The 20430-nt window shown below is 43.8% G+C and carries 18 protein-coding genes; 7 read left to right on the forward strand and 11 right to left on the reverse strand.

The genetic code is table 11. The annotated features are described in order from the left end of the window. Positions 1-94: 94 nt before the first annotated feature. Positions 95-1375: a histidinol dehydrogenase gene (gene hisD / locus E7X57_RS10240; RefSeq protein ID WP_135612868.1), complete on the reverse strand. Its 1281-nt coding sequence runs from the start codon at positions 1373-1375 to the stop codon at positions 95-97. An 82-nt stretch (positions 1376-1457) separates the two neighbouring features. Continuing rightward, positions 1458-3677, reverse strand: a complete 2220-nt coding sequence (locus E7X57_RS10245; protein WP_135612869.1) for an ATP-dependent DNA helicase — start codon at positions 3675-3677, stop codon at positions 1458-1460. A gap of 116 nt (positions 3678-3793) precedes the next feature. Between E7X57_RS10245 and nth the strand changes: the two genes are divergently transcribed. After that, a complete protein-coding gene (nth, locus tag E7X57_RS10250) occupies positions 3794-4405 on the forward strand; it encodes an endonuclease III (protein ID WP_135612870.1) in 612 nt (203 codons plus the stop codon). A gap of 75 nt (positions 4406-4480) precedes the next feature. Here nth and E7X57_RS10255 read toward each other — a convergent pair whose 3' ends face one another. From E7X57_RS10255 to E7X57_RS10270, 4 genes are all read right to left on the reverse strand, one after another. Further along, positions 4481-5002, reverse strand: coding sequence for a GDYXXLXY domain-containing protein (locus E7X57_RS10255; protein WP_135612871.1), 522 nt, complete (start codon positions 5000-5002; stop codon positions 4481-4483). Next, on the reverse strand, positions 4999-6285 hold the full coding sequence (locus E7X57_RS10260) for a DUF2157 domain-containing protein (protein ID WP_135612872.1): 1287 nt from the start codon (positions 6283-6285) through the stop codon (positions 4999-5001). Before E7X57_RS10260 ends, E7X57_RS10255 begins: the two co-directional genes overlap by 4 nt. Positions 6286-6476: 191 nt before the next feature. Next, positions 6477-7781, reverse strand: a complete 1305-nt coding sequence (locus tag E7X57_RS10265; protein WP_135612873.1) for a TrpB-like pyridoxal phosphate-dependent enzyme — start codon at positions 7779-7781, stop codon at positions 6477-6479. A 250-nt stretch (positions 7782-8031) separates the two neighbouring features. Next, on the reverse strand, positions 8032-8598 hold the full coding sequence (locus tag E7X57_RS10270) for a hypothetical protein (RefSeq protein WP_135612874.1): 567 nt from the start codon (positions 8596-8598) through the stop codon (positions 8032-8034). Between the two features lie 442 nt (positions 8599-9040). Between E7X57_RS10270 and hmgA the strand changes: the two genes are divergently transcribed. Further along, positions 9041-10285: a hydroxymethylglutaryl-CoA reductase (NADPH) gene (gene hmgA / locus E7X57_RS10275; RefSeq protein WP_135612875.1), complete on the forward strand. Its 1245-nt coding sequence runs from the start codon at positions 9041-9043 to the stop codon at positions 10283-10285. Positions 10286-10382: 97 nt separating this feature from the next. Here hmgA and E7X57_RS10280 read toward each other — a convergent pair whose 3' ends face one another. The 4 genes from E7X57_RS10280 to E7X57_RS10295 form a co-directional block, all read right to left on the reverse strand. Continuing rightward, positions 10383-12068, reverse strand: coding sequence for an ATP-dependent DNA ligase (locus E7X57_RS10280; protein WP_135612876.1), 1686 nt, complete (start codon positions 12066-12068; stop codon positions 10383-10385). Between the two features lie 46 nt (positions 12069-12114). Beyond that, positions 12115-13110 (reverse strand): homoserine dehydrogenase, encoded by a 996-nt coding sequence (locus tag E7X57_RS10285; protein ID WP_135612877.1) that lies wholly within the window; start codon positions 13108-13110, stop codon positions 12115-12117. A 13-nt stretch (positions 13111-13123) separates the two neighbouring features. Next, positions 13124-13630 carry an amino acid-binding protein gene (locus tag E7X57_RS10290; protein ID WP_091688734.1) on the reverse strand — a complete coding sequence of 169 codons (507 nt, stop codon included), beginning with the start codon at positions 13628-13630 and terminating at the stop codon, positions 13124-13126. A 108-nt stretch (positions 13631-13738) separates the two neighbouring features. After that, positions 13739-14629 (reverse strand): MarR family transcriptional regulator, encoded by an 891-nt coding sequence (locus tag E7X57_RS10295; protein WP_135612878.1) that lies wholly within the window; start codon positions 14627-14629, stop codon positions 13739-13741. Between the two features lie 366 nt (positions 14630-14995). Between E7X57_RS10295 and E7X57_RS10300 the strand changes: the two genes are divergently transcribed. The 3 genes from E7X57_RS10300 to htpX all read left to right on the forward strand — a co-directional run bounded on the left by E7X57_RS10300 (position 14996) and on the right by htpX (position 17841). After that, positions 14996-16351 carry a hypothetical protein gene (locus E7X57_RS10300; RefSeq protein WP_135612879.1) on the forward strand — a complete coding sequence of 452 codons (1356 nt, stop codon included), beginning with the start codon at positions 14996-14998 and terminating at the stop codon, positions 16349-16351. Further along, positions 16351-16602: a hypothetical protein gene (locus E7X57_RS10305; protein WP_135612880.1), complete on the forward strand. Its 252-nt coding sequence runs from the start codon at positions 16351-16353 to the stop codon at positions 16600-16602. The genes E7X57_RS10300 and E7X57_RS10305 overlap by 1 nt, the downstream gene beginning before the upstream one ends. A 381-nt stretch (positions 16603-16983) precedes the next feature. After that, positions 16984-17841 (forward strand): zinc metalloprotease HtpX, encoded by an 858-nt coding sequence (htpX, locus tag E7X57_RS10310; protein ID WP_135612881.1) that lies wholly within the window; start codon positions 16984-16986, stop codon positions 17839-17841. Positions 17842-17846: 5 nt separating this feature from the next. On the opposite strand, the gene E7X57_RS10315 is transcribed toward htpX, so the two are convergent. Beyond that, entirely contained in the window at positions 17847-18293 is a 447-nt protein-coding gene (locus E7X57_RS10315; protein WP_135612882.1) for a DUF488 family protein, read from the reverse strand. Positions 18294-18471: 178 nt separating this feature from the next. Here E7X57_RS10315 and E7X57_RS10320 point away from each other — a divergent pair, with 178 nt between their 5' ends. Then, a complete protein-coding gene (locus E7X57_RS10320; RefSeq protein WP_135612883.1) occupies positions 18472-19125 on the forward strand; it encodes a thymidylate synthase in 654 nt (217 codons plus the stop codon). After that, positions 19126-20409 (forward strand): 3-phosphoshikimate 1-carboxyvinyltransferase, encoded by a 1284-nt coding sequence (aroA, locus tag E7X57_RS10325; protein ID WP_135612884.1) that lies wholly within the window; start codon positions 19126-19128, stop codon positions 20407-20409. Positions 20410-20430: the final 21 nt, after the last annotated feature.

Consider the following 20430-nt stretch of genomic DNA (forward strand, 5'->3'; position numbering starts at 1 on the left):
CATTATATTCAAACAGTTAAACATAACTTATCAAATTAATTATTAATAAGTGACCTATTAAATAATTGACGACTGAAAAGTTCTTTAGGAACTATCAGTCATTGAGGCGAAGTTTCACAGAATCAGCATGTGCCTGAAGTCCTTCTTTTTCAGCAAGAGATATTATCGTATCCCCTATCGAGCTTAAGCCTTCCTTTGTTATCTTCTGTATAGTAGAGTACTTCAGGAAGTGGTGGATGTTCAGACCGGAGTATATCTTAGGGTAGCCGGCGGTGGGAAGCACGTGGTTCGTACCTGATGCATAATCACCTGCTGCCACAGGAGCATAATTGCCAACAAAGATGGAACCTGCATTCTCGATCCTCTCAAGCACAGCGTCGTCATCCCTCACCATGATCTCGAGGTGCTCCGGTGCGAAGTCATTGGAAATAGAGATACACTCATCCATTGTATCGGTCACAATAATAGCTGCATTCTCAAGGGATGAATCCACGATCTCTTTACGGACAGCTGCATCTGCCTGCTTTTTGACCTCATCGTTCGTCTGCTCCGCAAGGGAAGAAGATGTTGTCACAAGCACTGAAACAGACTTTGGATCATGCTCTGCCTGTGCAAGAATATCGGATGCGATCATAGCAGCATCCGCAGAATCATCTGCAATGATAAGAACTTCACTTGGACCTGCCGGAAAATCGATCTCTGCTTTATCACGCACCATCATCTTGGCAACGGTAACAAAGACATTTCCGGGTCCTACGATCTTATCGATCTTCAAAACAGATTCGGTACCATAGGCCATTGCTGCAATTGCCTGGACACCGCCCACCTTGTAAATGTGATCTGCACCTGCAACTTTAGCTGCTGCAAGTGTAAGCGGATTGATCTTGCCATCAGGACCCGGTGGTGTGCACATGACAACGCTCTTGACCCCAGCCACCTTTGCAGGAATGATGGTCATAAGTGCAGTGGAAGGATAGGAAGCCCTGCCCCCAGGCACGTAAGCACCAACCGATGCAAGAGGTGTGGCCATCTGGCCAAGCTTGATGCCAGGAGAAGGTTCGATGAACCATGTCTTCTGAGGAAGTTGTGCTGCATGGAAGTTCCTGATGTTCTCTGCTGCGATCCCAAGATGCCTTATAAGTTCGGCATCGACAAGCCCCATTGCCTCTTCGATCTCTTCAGGGGTCACTTCTATATCCTGAATGTCTGCCCTGTCGAACTTCTTCGTGTACTCACGCAGGCCATCGTCACCTTTTTCCTGCACATCCTTGAGTATTGATGAAACGGTATCTGTTACGTCCATCAGCTCTCCTGTGCGGTTAAGAAGCTTATCCATCTCTTCTTCGGTGACATCGGATAGGTGTTTATACAGCATATGATCATCTCATTATTAAGGTCAGAAAGGACAAAAACTGCATCTGGTCGCAGGTTTACGTCCTGATCAAATTATTTTAACATTACTGGAAATCACTGAATGTTTTCTGGTCTTTGTCCAGTAATGTATCTAGAGTATTTGAATTTATAGGTGCGCTCTTATCCACCTGTTTCCTGACACGAACGCCTATGTTCGAAAGGATATTTGCAGCCACATTAGGACCAACAAGCTTCGATAATACTGAATGATCGGCCTTTTTAAGTTCTGCAAGGGATACAAATCCGGCTTTGTAGAGCTTACGTGCACGGACACGTCCAACGCCCCTGATACCTACAAGCTCCATGAGCTCCGGACTGGCACCGTAATGTATCCTCTTCTCAAGTCCGCGTGCATAGGCAGAATATTTCACTCCGATCAGTTCCGCCAGTTTCGTGGTAGCATGCATAAGCCACTCTGCCGTATCTGCAAGAGCATGGATATCCCCTTCACCTACGTTGAAGTGCTGCGTGATGTCGTCTGCAGGGATCTCACTGATCCATTCGTCCAGCAACATTGCAGTCTTTACTTCCCCAAGGAACCACTCATAATCAACTTCCTTGAACTGATTCGGAACCTCAATGAAATCATCACTATGCGACATCACAAAATCATTGATCTTTACATAATCACCGCTTCGCATGTACAATTGCCTCATGTCAGGTGTACTGCATATTAAATGGAGAAGCGTAAGATCAGTAACATTGACAGCCTTTTTCAACCCATCCACGATCTTTGCCCCGGACATAGGATCGATATAAAGCATCGAAATAAGCTTTCCGAGCTGGGTCGAGCTTAAAGAGATCGAGGCCGATGTTTCGTTCTTCCCGATCATTTCATTCTCAGCCAGGAATTCGATGCAATCGTCAATAACATCCTCAAGGCTCCAGGTATCCTGCTGGAAAGCAAAGAACGTCGCACCCATGAATTCCATCAGCTCAGCCCTGTCAGATGCAAATCCGTTCACAATGGTAGAAAGAACGTGTGTCCTCAGGGCATTTTCAGTCCCAAGTTTCGACCAGATATCTTCTGCATCAGCTTCCACATAGTTTTCCAGCAACTGCTCAAATTCTGCATATTCCTTAGCAAGCAGCACCGATTCCCCGTAAGGATCGAGATGTGGACGACCTGCCCTTCCTGCCATCTGCTTATATTCAAGCACAGGGATCGGCTGCATGCCGAAATTTGAATCGAACCTGCGATAGTTCCTGATGATGACCCTCCTTGCAGGAAGGTTCAGGCCGGCTGCCAGTGTCGGGGTACTGGAGATAACTTTGATCAGGTTCTGCCTGAAACCGTCTTCCACGATCTTCCTGTGGGATGAGTTCAGACCCGCGTGGTGGAAAGCAACACCTTTCCTTATACAATTTGCAAGCACCTTTGCAGTATCGGTCTCACCGGCGGATTCCACCTCGTCCGCCATCTGAGCAAGTTTCCCGCGAACATCATTGTCAAGCAATTTCACAACCTTGTTCGAGGACGATTTTGCAAATCCCGTACAATTGCGACGGCTGCTCTCAAAAACAAGGCATTGTCCGCCTTCAATGATGGTATCAAGCACAAGATTTGTGGCATTATCCTTATCCCGGCGTTCTATCTTCTTCTGCTTTCCCAGGAAATTGATAGCCTCACCAAAGAAAACCCCCTCATGCAGATCAGTAGGTCGCCATTCGCTTAAGACAAGACCTGCATCAAGCCAGTCTGCCATCTCACGGGCATTTCCTACGGTAGCTGAAAGCGCGATGATCTGAGACTCCGGATTCAGACGCATAAGTTTGGTTATCGTGACCTCAAGGGTAGGACCCCTGTTCTTTGAATCAAGCAGGTGGATCTCATCCACAACAATGGTGTTAACCTCTTCCATCCACGAGGTCCCATTGCGAAGCAGTGAATCGGTCTTTTCAGAAGTTGCTACAATGATATCGTTAGAGCCAAGCCATTCATCCCTGGAATCAAAATCACCTGTTGATATGCCGACCTTGATACCAAAAGGTGCAAGCTCCCTGAACCGGTCGAACTTCTCAGACGCAAGTGCACGAAGTGGAACTATGTATAATGCTTTCCCACCGTTACGAATAGCCTTGAGCATTGCAAGCTCTGCCAGAAGTGTCTTTCCGGAAGCTGTGGGTATCGCAGCAAGAAGGTTCTTTCTTTCAAGCAGGCCATTATCGACAGCTTCAGCCTGTGGAGGATAAAGCTCCTTTATACCGGAATCTTCGTAGAAACGGATTATATCATCAGGAATATCAAGCTCTCTTATCAGCATGGGAATTTCACATCACATTACAGCGATTGTTTCAGTATCGTATAAGTAATTTATTAAAACTAGCTGAGGACCATCTGCTACAAAGGGTTAAATAATCCGGGATTTTACACTATTTGATGTACGTCGATGAGATCATATCCCGCCTAAAGAAATTGTACCCGAAAGGCTATTTCCATATCAACCGAGACCCATATTATCTTCTTATTTCCACGGTATTGTCCCAGCGTACCCGGGACGAGGTGACCATCCCGACGACCCAGAAGCTCTTTTCTGTTTTCGACACCCCTAAGAAGATGGCAACCGCCGACGTGGATGAACTTCGGGAACTGATAAGAGAAGTGGGTTTCTATAATGTCAAATCACAGCGCCTGATAGAGATCTCACGCGTGCTCCTGGATGAATATGAGGGAGTAGTTCCTGACGATATCGACAACCTTGTTAAGCTCCCGGGAGTTGGCAGGAAAACAGCTAATTGTGTACTCACCTATGCTTTTGACAAAGATGCCATAGCTGTCGATACTCACGTACATCGCATATCCAACAGGATGGGACTCGTTGAAACAGATACTCCTGAAGAAACAGAGATCGAGCTTGAAAAGGTGGTGGAGAAGGATATGTGGAAGGATATAAACGGGCTGATGGTACTTTTCGGCAAGAGTATCTGTCGTCCGGTGTCTCCGAAGTGTGATGTATGTATAATGAATGATATTTGTCCGAAGCTGATCTGATGTTTACCTAATATTGACTTTACATTGACCGAATGTTGATCTGAAGTTATGAACCTTATGCAGGAACAACAGAGGTCATTCAAATGTAAAAGGTTCACCATTTATCAAAAGCTGTTTTAGCACAGCTGAACAACCCGGACCAACTGAAACAATAACTGAGGTGCTTTTCACCTGCTCCTGTATTGGAACGCCCTCAGATTCAGGTACAAAGTAGCTTTCAATACCCCATCTAACGTTCAGTGTATCATCATAGCTACTTGTTACCACTCCTTTTATGCAGACATCTTCATCACTGACATCAGGTTTTCTATGGCTTACCGAATCTATGGTCCAGTATTTTTCTTTTTCCGAAAGGCTGGCGTATACTGACTCACCAATCATAAATTCGTGATCATAAGGAGTATTGTCAAGATCAATTGTTGAGATGTCATACCTCAGGTTCACATAATCCCCCCGGAAAATATCTCTGGGATCCACAGGTGCAGTCTTTAATAAAATGTCCTGTCCAAGGCTTAACGTGATCATTTTAGGCAGGAAGATCAATGTGAGAATGATCAAGGAATAGGCCATAAGCAAAAGGAATCTTCTTGAATTCATGAGAGATCAAACTCCTTTATCTCGCTTATAATGAAACGTCTCTTGTTTTCCATATACCAGCCAAGTGTTATGAGAATCAGACCTCCGGCAATGAAGGCAAGAGACCTTGGCAACAGCTCGTAAAGCGTTGTAAAATACAGGTGCAGCACACCCAGCACAAAGAAGAACATCCCGATATTGACGAACGGTACTGTAGCTTTATAATATCCGATCAGGATGCTGCCAATGGATAGTACAAAGAATATCAGGTTGAAAAATATGAATAATATTGTAGCTATTTGTGGATCTATTCGAGTGTAGGTGTAACCATACTCTGTAACCGATGTTGTAAATGAATCGATGAAAAAGGTCAACAACCATGCACCTATCCACCCTGAAAATGCCAGTGCAAGTACGATGAGCTCGTATTTTGTATTCTTGACCTTTTGGTACATTGAAATGTTCGATATCAAAAAGATAACTGATGTTACTGCAAATAACAGGAAGAACAACTGGACCTGCCAGTTTACCGGCGTGAGCCGTGTCAAGATGTCCCTGTATGGTGTTTCTAAACTAAAATAGAAGTATGAGATTAGGATGAAGAATAGACCAAAGCCCTGATGGATGATCCTGAAATGAGCATATTTTTCAAATTTCAGATGCAGTTGCCCAAGACCATAGAGATTGATACCTAATAGCAGATACAGCATAAATATCTCGAAACTGCTTTGTACCAGGTACCTGGCCTGTGAGATATAGAACGTTGTCCAGAGAACAAATGTGACTATATTCAATGATATAATAATTGAAGACCTGAAAGCATAACCGAACGGAAGTATTGCTAGGAACCACACCAGTAAAAGCCAGTGAGTATTTGCGTTCACGTTGAATATCTGAGCAGTCAGGAAAATTGTAGCACCAACGAACAACGAAGCAAGGAAAAGCAATGCTTCACCCATTAAAGGGTATGTTCTCCTGTTAAATTTTAATTCCCAGCCAACAAAATAGGTCCCATACGTTGTACCAAGCAGAAGTACCATTTTTGCAATATTAGGAATCCTTTGCCAGTTCGATGCAACAAATAGTATTGCTCCGATACCGATCAGGAAGGCACCCAATATTGAGATTACTGTTACAAGCTTTGATGTGTCCTTCTTCTTGTTGAGGTTTTCATTGCTGGAAGGTGCCTCAGCCAGCCCATATCTTGACAGGATCAGCTTTGCCTGATGATCGTCAATTATTCCTTCACTGCTCCAGTCTTCGACCTCTTCTCGGAGCCAAGCCTTATGATCATCTTCCCCCATTGCAATACTATTAAAGAATTTATGGATATTTAATGTTTTTGTTACGATGTTGGGATGGATAAAGAAATTGATCAAAAGCAAGAATTAGAGTAATCAAAAATGACATGAGAAATACAAAGTCAACAAAAAAGCAGGATTGAGCAAAATAAAAAGAAAGTAAAGGAACACGGCTGTTAAGCCGCTTTCCCGGATCAGTCGTTGCTAAGTTCACCGCTGAAGTACTTGTCGTAAGAGTACATGTCGAAGTGACCGTGTCCGCTAAGGCAGAACAGGATGGTCTTCTCTTCTCCGGTCTGCTTGCACTTGAGAGCCTCATCGATAGCGCATTTGATAGCGTGGGTGGACTCTGGTGCAGGTGGAATGCCTTCACTGCGGGCGAACATGACGCCTGCTTCGAATACCTCTACCTGATGATAGCTGGTAGCTTCCATAAGTTTATCTGCGGTCAACTGGCTGATTATAGGTGAGCAGCCGTGGTATCTCAAGCCGCCTGCATGGATGGCAGGTGGAATGAACTCGTATCCTAGTGAATACATCTTAAGGAGGGGGGTCAGTTTTGCCATGTCACCATAGTCATACTGGAACTTGCCGTCACAAAGGGTCGGACAGGCAGAAGGTTCCACAGCGATGATGCGTGGATCATGGGTTCCTTCGATCTTATCCCTCATGTATGGAAGGCTGATACCTGCAAGGTTACTTCCGCCACCACAGCAACCGATAACTATGTCAGGATATTCCTCGACCTTGTCGAGCTGCTGCTGGGCTTCAAGACCTATGACGGTCTGGTGTAACATAACGTGGTTGAGCACACTGCCAAGAGCATATTTGGTATTATCGTGCTTCACAGCATCCTCTACAGCTTCTCCGATAGCGATACCAAGACTGCCTGTTGTGTCCGGGTATTTCTCAAGCATGTGACGTCCAAACTCAGTATCAGGACTTGGTGAAGGCACTACCTGTGCACCCCACAGGTTGATCAGTGATTTCCTGTATGGTTTTTGCTCGAAGCTGGAGCGTACCATATAGACCTTACATTCGATATCAAAAAAATTACAGCTAAGTGAAAGTGCACTGCCCCACTGACCAGCTCCGGTCTCGGTGGTTATCCTCTCGGTGCCTTCTTTCATATTATAGTAAGCCTGTGCCACAGAAGTATTTGGTTTGTGACTGCCTGCAGGACTGACTCCTTCATATTTGTAGTAGATCTTTGCAGGAGTGTCAAGCATTTTTTCAAGCCTGTGTGCGCGGAACAGAGGAGCAGGTCTCCAGAGTTTGTATATTTCAAGAACCTCTTTTGGAATGTCAATGTATTTCTCACTGCTCATTTCCTGTTTAATGAGCTCCATCGGGAAAAGAGGAGCAAGGTTTTCTGGTGCCAGTGGCTCATTATTTGCAGGATTAAGTGGAGGAGCCAATGGAGTGGGCATATCCGGAAGGATATTATACCATTTTTTTGGCATCTCGTTTTCATCAAGTAGGATCTTAGTCTGTTCCATAGATATTCCTCATATAATGCACAAATAAGTACTATGATGTAGATTAAATTATGATATATAGGTGTTGTGTTCTAAAATGACAAGATATTCTAAAAGTTGCCTTCCTGATACCTAAAAGCACCACAGTAAAGAGAGCACTGAAGGCATTAGCTGAAACATTGAGAAAAAGTAAATTGTTTACCTGAAGTTATCGACCTGAACCCGCATCATGATCCATAGTTGGATATTATGATTGGATATTGATTGGATATTATGGCTTACATCCAAGAGATATCCGTTCTTCAGGAGAAAGTGACAGATAAAAATCAATTATCTGAAAATCATTGAATTCATTTTCATGCAATGAATCAAAGAACCTGTCAAGAGTGTGAATTGTCTTTTTATCCATTGGCTCTGTGGAAGCAAGTTTTTGCGCCTCTCTTTCCAGACCGATCTTGCTCAGGCTTGAAGTTATGCGTTCGATCGCCTCATTGTCATGTTTGATAAAATCCAGTCTGATCCTGTCAAGGTCACCATATCCGGGATTCATGCTGAAATCAGAACCATTGGAACTACTAAATTCCATTTCCCTGCAGTCCTTTGCGGTTATATCTGAATAAAGATTATTATACCTTCGGGTCAGGTCATTGTGCTTTTCGAGATACCAGGCCCAAAAACCATTGGAATTATTGTGGTTAGTCATCTCCTGATAGACCTCTAGCTGTCTGGATTTAGCATTTTCAACGATCCATTCCTTGCGCCACTTATTGAACTCCTCTTTAGAGCCGGTGTCTAACCTGGCAACATGATCCACTGTAAGACTGTTCGAATTAATCATTCAATACCACCTATGTAACCACATGTCCTGAATTCTCTATAAAGATCTCACAGACAAGTGCAATTAATCCTTGAATGACAACAACCAAACCGCTAAATTACGGTCTGTTTCATCCCTCTCTTGTGAACCCATACCAAAGATATGGCTTCCTTAAAAACATTAGCAGTTTCATATTTAAGCTTATCTGCACTCAAGTTAATAGTAATCATAATTATGAGTAGTTGTAGAGGCTGTGTAACCAAATTCAAAAAGAAGAGAAATCCGGAAAAGAAGTTGCTTGATACTGATTTATTCAATATGAACCTATAAATATCATCAAATACTATAATCAGCGATTAATAACAGGAATAAGTTAGGCATATTTTTACCAGACCACGGAAAAGTTATTCATTCTAAGGTCATCTGACATTAACCACCTAACATCATACAACAGGGGAATATCATGGCATCAAACACCGAACCCACATTTAGCGAAGAGGAATTGATTGAGAAGGTCGTATCAGGAGAGATCCCTCTAAGGAAGATCGATGCATACACGGATAAAGACACTGCGATCAGGTTGAGAAAATGTGCGATCGAGAAGATGGAAGATGTCCAATTCGAACATATTCAGAACTATACAATTGATGCTGAGTCAGTTACAAAGAGAAATATCGAAAATATGATAGGTGCTGTGCAGATCCCACTTGGAATTGCAGGCGCTATAAAAGTGAACGGCGAATATGCTAATGATGAGTTCATGCTTCCACTTGCCACCACCGAAGGAGCACTTGTTGCAAGTACCAACCGCGGATGTTCAGCCATTACAGCATCCGGCGGTGCCAATGTAAGGATATTTCAGGACCAGATGACACGTGCACCTGTTTTCAAGATGGATAATGTGGTACATGCAAGAAAATTCGTTGACTGGATAAGGAAACCTGATATATTTGAACAGATGAAGGAAAAGGCTGCCGGAACAACGCGCTTCGGTGAACTTCTCAGCGTTGAGCCATATGTTACAGGAAACACAGTTTTCTTAAGGTTCGCCTATGACACAAAGGATGCAATGGGAATGAACATGGTCACCATTGCCACCGATGCAATACTCAACCTCATCTCCGATGAGTTCGGAGCTTATCCAATATCCCTTTCAGGAAACATGTGTACTGATAAGAAGCCTGCAGCCATCAATAACATCCTTGGAAGGGGAAAGACAGTTGCAGCGGATGTAACAATTCCAAAAGCGCTTGTCGGGAAGAAACTGAAAACCACTCCGGAGATGATGGAAGAGGTAAACTACAGGAAGAACCTGCTTGGTTCTGCAAGAGCAGGAGCACTTGGATTCAATGCACATGCCGCCAACATCGTAGCAGCACTATACCTTGCATGCGGACAGGATGCAGCTCACGTTGTGGAGGGTAGTACCGCAATCACAACAATGGAAGTAAATGGATATGGAGACCTATATTGTTCAGTTACCATGCCATCAGTGCAGGTCGGCACAGTTGGAGGAGGAACAAGTATCGGCACACAGAGAGATTGCCTGAACCTGCTGGGAGTTGCAGGTGCCGGCAAAGTTCCGGGTGAGAACTCAAAGAAACTGGCAGAAATTGTAGCAGCAGCGGTGCTTGCAGGCGAGATATCACTGATAGGTGCACAGGCTGCCGGACATCTGGCAAGAGCTCATGCCGAGCTCGGCAGATGAACTTTTTTTAATATTAAATAAAAAATAACTTGACCGGATCATAAATTAATATCACCATATTAAATTATGATTTGGCTTTGATCTTTAGTTTTGATCTTTAACTCCTTTGAGCAAGATAAATACTCTCGATACGCTCAAGGGTCTCGGCTTCTTCAGGGGACTTGTCTTCCCTGACATTCACAAGCCTTGGGAACCTCAACGCATACCCGGATTCATAATTAGTGCTTTTCTGGATCTCCTCGAAGGCAACCTCGAACACTAATTCTGGTTTTAGTTCGATCTCCCTTCCGGATTCAACAACGATCTGATCAGACAGAAGTTCAGTCAGTTCTGCAAGTTGCTCATCTGAAAAACCGGTAGCTACCTTTCCTATTGGAAGGAAAGTACCTGCATCCGGATCAAAGCATGCCAGTGCATAGGAACCAATAAGGTTTGCACGCCTTCCATAACCCCATTCCGCACCAATGACCACAAGGTCGAGAGTTTCCATGAGAGGTTTCTTCTTTAACCAGTTCTTGCCTCTTTTGCCGGGGGAATATGGTGCACCCGGATTCTTGATCATGACACCTTCATGCCCTGCTGCCAGTGCTGCAGAATATATCTCGTTCACCTTTTCCACATCATCGGTAAGCACCTGATAATCAACTTTAATACGATCTGTGTTTTCCACACAACCGACCAAAACATCCCGCCTGTCGGAAAGTGGCATATCTATGAGAACCTCACCATTAAGATAGAGGATCTCAAAAAGATTCAATATCAGTGGAATCTCACGTACGGTGGTCTCGACATCATACTTTCTCCTGAAGCGCTTAAGGATATCCTGAAATGCACGTGGATCACCCTTCTCATCCACAGCAATAGCTTCACCCTCAAGAATTGCAGAATCTGCTTTTACATTCTCTTTCACAGCTTCAACGATATCTGGCAATGAACCTGTAACATTCTCAAGACGTCTTGAAAAGATGTTGATGTTGTCCCCATCCTTGTGTATCTGCACCCTGGCACCATCGAACTTCCATTCAACGGCCACAACACCAAGGTCATTAATAGCAGTTTCAATATTTGGTGTGACCTGTGCCAGCATCATCTTGATCGGGCGGTTCAGTTCCATACCAAGCTTTGAAACAGCCTCCAAACCACCTTCTTTTGCAGCAATTGCCACAAGACCTAGATCATTGGTCAGCATAAAGCCACGTTCAATATCCCCCGCAGGCACTCCGAATGCTTTGGAGATGGCATCCCTTACGATACCTTCACCAACACCAATTCGAAGATCTTCTATTGCCAGCCTTGCGAGATACCGAGCCTCCTCCGGAGTTGCTGAATTAAAAAGATATTGCAGGTTCTTTACCTTGGTTGTTTGTGAACCTTTACCGGTAGTATCTGATATGTTGTTGAACCTTTCAAATACTTCCATAATAGAAAGAGATGGAGTATCATCCATAAAAGAAGAAAATGTTGCCTGGTTCCGGGTCTCTTTTTTTAATGCTGCAATTGCAGTCTCCCCGATATCCCCGGTATTTCGTACGAGTGTCTCGATCTCTTTCTGCGAGAGACCTGAGGATCTGGATAAAGCTGCGTAAAGAAGACTCGGACCAACTCCAAGCTGTTCGGTGCTCCATGCAGGGAAGACATCACCCATAACAAAATGAACAACAACCGGAAGTTCTTCACCGGATACTGAATGTAACATCTCAGAGACGATGTCCGTCATATCCAGTGAACCGGCAGTATGTTCTATTTTTTTACATACATCAGCGAATTCTTTGAAATCGGTCATGATAACTTCCTGTAAATATTCTCCAATAGCAGCATGTAAAGAGACTTTATTCCCTGTAAATGGATATGACATCACTCAATATCGCACTTGCAGTCTCAATTGAACCTGCACCCCTTCCGGCAACTGTGACAGTGCCTGCAAGATCGGTGCGTACTGATGCAACATTAAGTGTCCCACCAACTGCCAGCGGATGGGAAGCCGGCACAAGACGTGGAGATACCCGGAGACGATCCTTCCTGACCTCTCCAATGAGCTTGATCACGTAGCCCTCGTCATAAGCAAGAGCAAGTGATTCAGGTGTGATCTTGGTAATACCGGTGACCTCGACATCCTGGAAAGTGGCATTCTGCCCGAAGATGGAATTTGAAAGAATTACAAGCTTGCAGGCGGCATCGATGCCCTCTACGTCATAAGTGGGATCGGTCTCAGCAATACCCAATTCCTTGGATTCGGCTAGCATCTGCTCATATGATGCTTTTTCTTCCATCATACGTGTAAGTATGTAATTGCAGGTACCATTAAGAATACCTTCAATGCTCTGGATCTCGTTACCGGCAAGTGTACCTTTTATAAGATTGATGATAGGCATTGCACCGCCTACGGTAGCCTCGAACATGAACTTGCAGTCTGCTTCACTGGCAGCCTTCATAAGCTCCTGGTATTTCAGTGTAAGAGGACCTTTGTTAGAGGTCACGACATCCCTGCCATTCTCAAATGCAGCAAGCATATTGACCAGTCCGGTACCTCCGGTCTCAATATCGGTAGGTGTCGTCTCGATGACAAGATCATGGTCAACGTTCCTGATCACGTATTCACCGGTGAGGTCTTCAACAGCCACTGTACCGGTTTCGTTTTTCCTTGCAAGAGCAGCATTAAGATCGATACCCTCAGTGTTGACCTCAGCTCCCCTTGAATCGGCTATTGCCACTACATCAAGGTCGATACCAAGAGACTTTAGTTCATCATCCTTTTGCAGAATGACCTCTGCAACACCCCGTCCCACTGAACCAAATCCAATAATGGATGCGCGTACTTTTCTCATTGAAATATCACCTTTATGCAACTTCAGCCTCAATCGGCTCTATGACCAGCAGGTCTTTTTTCTCTGCCACTTCTTTTAAGACAGCCATTGCTTCATGAAGCTCTTTCCTGCCAACAGCATCTATCTTCAGGGAAGCGGATGAACGCTTGTCGATATGAGGCATTGAAAGACATATATCCACAACTTCTGCAAAGCCTGTCTTGTCAATAGTGTCTATAGTGTCCTGTATATCGGTATGTACAATATGACCTATCAGGATGACAGCACCATGTTCCATAAAGCGCTTTTCATCAACCCTGGCAACACCGATACCGTTCTCTTCAAGACGTGAAATAATAAGATCGAGGTTCTCAGGTTCCACCTCGAACACAAGCTGAACAGGAATAGTACTTCTTGGTGTTCGTTCTTCATGGTGGTGTACGATGGACTTCAGGTTCCCCTTTAGCTCTGAGATCGGATTCAGAGCCAGAAGCAACTGTCCGGGAGCATCTTTCAGTTCGATATCCATTGAAACTCTCATGTGTTCCCTCTTAGTTATTTCTCATATAAATGTATTGATAAGAAAAGTCCACGGACTTAGTATAATAAAGATGACTTCACGAAAACACGATGGGAAAATTATCAGCGATCAACGCTGTTCATCGGGTATTATTATGATGTTACCCCTTCCCTTCTTGAACTTCTCCACAAGTCCCCGGTTCTCAAGATCTGAAACTATCAGGCTTACCTTTGCTTCAGAATAGCTCAGTTTTGAACGCAGTTCCTTCTGGGTGATCCGACCACCACTGGAACTGATGATGTCAAGAACTTCCTGCAGGTCCGAAGGCAATGATGTCTTTTCCTCCACTTCAGAGAAATCAGGTGCATCCGGTTTCAATTCTTCTGTATCATCATTTTCATCAGTTTCATCTGATACACCGGCAATGAACTCACTGTTAGTTTCAATGGTTGCCTCTTTTACCATATCTTCCATAACAATAATTTGCTCCCCTTCACCCTCCTCTTTCTTTCCGTTCTTCTTTGAGAAGAGATAAAGACCACTTCCGGCTATCAAAAGAATAATAAGAACTGCAACATAATATAGTGTATTATCACCTGCTCCATTTTCAATTGCTTCGGAATCAGCTTCCAATGAAGTAGTAATGTTCAAAAGATCAGGATCTTCGGTAAGATCACTATCATATGAAGGAAGAAGTATCAGGTCTATAATGTAGTCACCATCATCACTGATGGTAATAGTTTCCTGCGTAGAGGCTGTAAGCGTGTTGTTCTCGTAATAAGTTGCTGTGATCAGGTATTCACCCGGAGCAAGATTCATGGAATACACACCATATTTCGCTACGATGGACTGTGGCGGCGTGGTGTTCACTTCAATGATTACATTCTCCATCAGCTGGAAAGTATCCCATTCATAGATGGCACCATGAATCGTGGCTGTTCCTTCGGCACTTACCGGAACTGCTGAAAAGAAGCATGACAAGATACATACGCTGAAAACAAATAAGGTTCTGATCTTCACAGTGTAGTATTATGGCAGGCAACTATTATAGTTTATTGTTGCTCTTGAATCCAGTTTCAGATCGTTTTAATCACTAATACCAGATGTCTCAATGCGAGCCACATATTGTTGGCAAGCAGACCAGAGAGAAATGCAATAAATTACAGAGAAACCTCTTTAAAGTTTTAATTAGAAATTAAAAGCTTTCAAACACTTAATTTTGACAAATATACCATCATCAAGCTTTATTACAAATATTATGCTTGAAAACTGCCTTGACCTACATTAATGTTATGACCTGTACTATCAAGTTCTAAAGTAAGTTTATATTCAAATATCCCGAATATTGTTTTGTAAGTTTATTCCATAACAATGGAGGAATCCTAAATGAAAAGAGGAACGATGAAAAGTTTTGCAATTATCGCTGCTGTGCTAATGGTGGTCAGTCTTCTGCCCATCAGTGCACTTGCAACCAATGGGGATGGGTTTGAGACTGCTCCGGGGCAATTGAAGAAGAATCTTACCGATGGGGACTTCGATCCTGTACAGGACAGGGACAGGTCAAGGACGAATTTCCAGGAAGCTAAGAACGACTACAATAAAATGACATCTGAATTCCAGAATGTCAAGAGCCAGCAGGCAAGAGGCCAGCTTACTTCTGAGGAAATGATCAATACATCCAGAGATTACCTCAATGGAACCATCGATTACATGATCATACGCCTTGATGATATCAAACAAGAAAAACAGAACGATGATGTGAATACGACCATTGATGGTTACATCACAGAGCTCGAAGACATCAGGAAAGATGTTGAGGATGCAGAAACAAGAAAGGATCTCTCAGATGCACTGAAGGACATCAGGAAGGTCTGGAAGGATGCAATAAAGGACATAAGAGACTTCACTGCACTGAGAGTTGGAGAACAACTCGATGATCACATTGCCAACTCCAATCGCATATCTGAGCGCCTGCAGAACGAAATAAAGGAAATGGAGCAGAACGGACAGGATGTCGGAAATCTTCAGGAAATGCTTGATGAGTACAATGAGCTGATAGCTGAAGCTGAATCCCTCCAGGAAGCAGGAGAGACCGAGGATGCGATCGATAAGACCAAAGAAGCTAACGAGAAGCTAAGAGAACTCCTGCAGGAGATGAAGCAATCCAGAAGAGGTTTTGTGAACATGGCCGGTGAGGGAGCCCTTAATGCAGACGGTGACGGTACGATCGTTCTTTCCGGACAGCTTAACGTTACCATCAACGCAACAGATGCAATGCTTGTGATCAAGGACCTTGCAGGAGATGCTGACATCAATGTTACAGGTGAATATGACCTGGTAAATGAAGAAAGAGCAGAGAAAGGAAACCGTGCACTTGTATACCATGACTTCACAGGTGACGCAATCATTAACGGATCACGCTTGACCATTATGGTACGCGGAGAGGACATGACGGTCTTCGCAGAAGGATCAGGCAGTGCTTCACTTTCAGGAGAGGGATCATACCAGATTGGTGAAGGTGGCGAAGCAACTGTAATGGAATTTGCAGGAGAAGCTGCAGAAGCCGAGGATGTTGACGAGGTAGATGAAGAGAGTGAGGATGAAGAGGAAGAACTAAACGAAGAAGAAGAAGAAGAAGCTGAGGAAGAAGACGAAGACGAAGACAACTCAGATGGTAATGAAACAGAAGGAAATACCTCAGGCGAAAATAATAGCTTCAATGACACTGAAGAGGTACTATAATGGTAAGCTTTAAGAACATTGGAATTATCGCCATCCTTCTGATCGGACTTACTTTCTCAGGCTGTATAGGTGATCAGGCTGCAGATGATACGGTTGATGAGGAAGCACCAACTGCAGATGAGATCCTCGCAGAAGAAGGCGTTGGTCTGACCGATTCCGAGATAGAGGACCTCGAAAGTGATCTTGATGAACTGGAAGCCACACTTTCAGAACTGGACGAGGATGATAATTTAACCATAGAAGAGGTCTGAACGAGTAAAAGTTCAGACTTATTTTTTTTTGTCTTTTTTATTTTTATCTTACACAAACCAATCCAGCCAACAATATTGTGAAAAGGAACAATATTGCAAAGCCCAGTATTGTATAGATCGTTTTTGTATTATTTCCAGAACTTCTTTTAATCATGAACATACCTTGTAATTATTTTGTTTTTGTAAAGAGGTACAACTTCATAAAACTAATGCCATAATTGGATACAAATTCTACATAATACATAATTTAATTATAAATGATTGGACAGTTACATTTATATAGAATTACAATTCAATGGATTACCGGGTGTGTGTGGATAAATTGAAATGGCAGTTGATCCGATCAACTAAAACAAAATCCACCCCAAAATGAGGTAGAAAATGAAGAATATGTTTAAGACCACATTATTGCTGGCATCCCTGACAGGACTTCTGGTCATTGTAGGTCGTCTTATTGGCGGCACTACCGGTATGTTCATAGCTTTTGCTTTTGCGATCGTGCTGAACTTTGGTAGTTACTGGTACAGTGACAAGATAGTACTAAAGATGTATCATGCAAAAGAGGTCACTGAATCTGAAAGTCCGAAACTTTATGAGATCGTCCGCAAGCTTGCAATGCGTGCAGACCTCCCAATGCCCAAAGTTTACATTGTGGAAACATCCATGCCAAATGCATTTGCAACCGGAAGAGACCCAAAACATGCAGCAGTTGCAGCCACCACAGGCATCCTTAATCTTCTGACACCGGAAGAGATCGAAGGCGTACTGGCTCACGAGCTTGCACATGTAAAGAACCGTGACACACTTATCAGTGCAATTGCAGCAACTATTGCAGGTGTAATCACAATGCTTGCAACATGGGCAAGATGGGCTGCTATTTTCGGTGGTATCGGAGGCAGGGATGACAATGGAGGAAGCAATATAGTAGGATTCATTGCACTCGCAATTGTGGCACCACTCGCTGCGACCATAATACAGCTTGCAATATCCCGGTCACGTGAGTTTGCAGCTGATGCAGAAGGAGCACGTATATCACAGAAACCATGGGCACTTGCAAGCGCACTCTCCAAACTTGAGTCTGGTGCTCAGAACTACCACCCACGCAGGAACGACGTGCAGCCATCCCAAAATACGGCACATATGTTTATCGTCAATCCCCTGAGAGGTAGCAGACTGATGAAGCTTTTCAGGACACATCCATCCACAGAAGAAAGGATCCATCGTTTGAACTCAATGTAAGATAATTAGAACATGAAAAGGTCTGCCTGGCCGGGGTTGGTCAGGTGGATAACTCTTATTCCACTGGATTCCAGCTCATTTGACAGCTTATACCTGTGACAGTTCTTCGGATTTTTCTCAGCACACATCAGGACAACATCGGAGCCGTTGCTATTTACTTCTTTTATCTTGCCGATCAGTTTTGTGAAATATTTCCGGAACTCATCCGTTTTGATATAATCAATGTAGCCTTCTTCCCGCAAGCCACCAAGCCCGGGACAATGAGAATAAGCAATATTGTATTTCGGCAGCACGACCTCGAGGTTCTCTTTATTGAACTCTTCACGTACCGAATGCGGATAGCTGCGAATATCAACCAGATAGGAGAGGTCATACTGTTGTAGAATATCGATAAATTCTTCCAGTGACCTGTTTCCATATCCAATGGTATAGCATCGGGTATCTTCATCCATCGGGATGACTGAATGGATGTGAAGTTTATTACTTTTTCTGTATACATTATCAGCAAAGCTAATTGTATGGACCGATCGAGAACCTTATTTCTTTCGTGACAATTCCCGGATTATTTTTAAATAGATAGCTATATTAGAGGATAATGCTTATTTTAGTGCATTATAGGGAGAATTTGTCATGACGCAGGATGCGGCAATTGGAAGGATCATAAAAGCTCAGACCATCAGTGATGCATGGTACCGCGGACTCAATGTAATATGGAATCACGGTAAGGTCATTACAGATGAAAGAGGAAGCCAGATACGAGAGTTCATGAACCTGATGGTCGTGATAGATGACCCATACAGGGATGAGATCCCTGCAGATATCGCATGGAACCATGAGAGGCTGGAAGAGTATGCAAAGCAGCTTATCACCGGTGAAAATGCACAGGATTTCGAATATACATACGGCCAGAGGCTTCGCAACTGGGATGATAAAACAGACCAGATCGCCTATGTAATTGAAAAACTGAAGAATAACAGGACAACACGAAGGGCTACAGCCGTTACATGGATCCCAAATATAGACACCCATGTTGATGAAGTACCCTGTATGATACTTGATGATTTTAAGATCAGGGATGAAAAGGTCCACCTGACAACAGTATTTCGCAGCCACGACTTTGCAGGTGCTTATCCCGCTAATCTCTATGGCCTTTCCAAGCTGCTTGAATATGTTGCCGAACATGTCGGACTGAAAGCTGGAACCATCACCACGATGAGTATCTCTGCACATATATATGACCATGACTGGGACAAGATCGAGAAAATTGTAAAAGGAGTGCAATAAATGAAAGTAACAGTTGGAAGATCCAGTGTGCATGGTGAAGTATTCGCACCACCTTCAAAGAGCTACACCCACAGGGCTATCACCGTAGCTGCCCTTTCAAGAGATGCAATAATCCACAGACCACTGCTATCTGCAGATACACAATCCACTATACGCGCTAGTGAGATGTTCGGTGCATACATCGAAAAGGAGGGAGAGAACCTTCAGATCAGCGGTGTGGATGGTATTCCGGAAGTCCCCGATGATGTTATCGATGTAGCAAATTCAGGAACTACACTCCGATTCATGACCGCCATCTCTGCACTTACCGACGGAACTACTGTGCTTACTGGCGATAATTCAATAAGGTCAAGACCAAATGACCCACTTATCAGAGTCCTGAACGACCTTGGTGTTGATGCCTATTCTACCCGTAACAACGGCTGTGCGCCAATTGTGGTTACTGGCGGACTTAAAGGTGCTATCGTCAAGATAGACGGGTCCATCAGTTCACAGTTCATATCAGCATTACTACTTGCATGTCCACTTACAAAGAACAGTACGACCCTCTCTATCAAAGGGGAACTAAAATCCAAACCTTATATCGATGTCACACTTGATGTTATTGAAAAAGCAGGTGTTGAGATCCTCGTTGAAGATAATCATAACCCTAAGTTCATCATTCCCGGAAACCAGAGATACAACCTTAAGGAATACACTGTCCCGGGTGACTTCTCGTCTGCATCCTATCTTCTTGCAGCCGCTGCAATGACAAACTCCACCGTGACCGTCAAGAACCTGTTCCCTTCGATGCAGGGAGACATAGCTATCATAAACATACTGAAAGAGATGGGTACAAACATCAGCTGGGATATGGAAGCAGGAACTGTAACCGCAAGAGGGGGAGAGCTTCATGGGATCACTATGGATGCAGGTGCCACCCCCGACCTTGTTCCCACAGTTGCTGTCCTTGCTGCCATGGCAAAAGGTGATACCATAATAACCAATGCTGAGCATGTGCGCTATAAGGAGACGGACAGGCTTCATGCAATGGCTGTGGAACTTGAGAAAATGGGAATATTTTGCAGGGAAGAAAAGGACAGACTTACCATAAGAGGAGGGAAATTCACAGGTGCAGAGGTACATGGATGGCACGACCATCGCATCGTAATGGCTTTGACACTTGCAGGAATGGTGGCTGGAAATACCACGATCGATACCGCAGAATCCATCTTCATCTCATACCCTAATTTCTTTGATGCAATGCGTTCAATAGGCGCTGACGTTATCCTTAGTGAACAATGAAAAAGATCCATTGTTCATTTT

Origin of the sequence: Methanococcoides sp. AM1 (assembly GCF_900774055.1) — an archaeon.
Taxonomy (GTDB): domain Archaea; phylum Halobacteriota; class Methanosarcinia; order Methanosarcinales; family Methanosarcinaceae; genus Methanococcoides.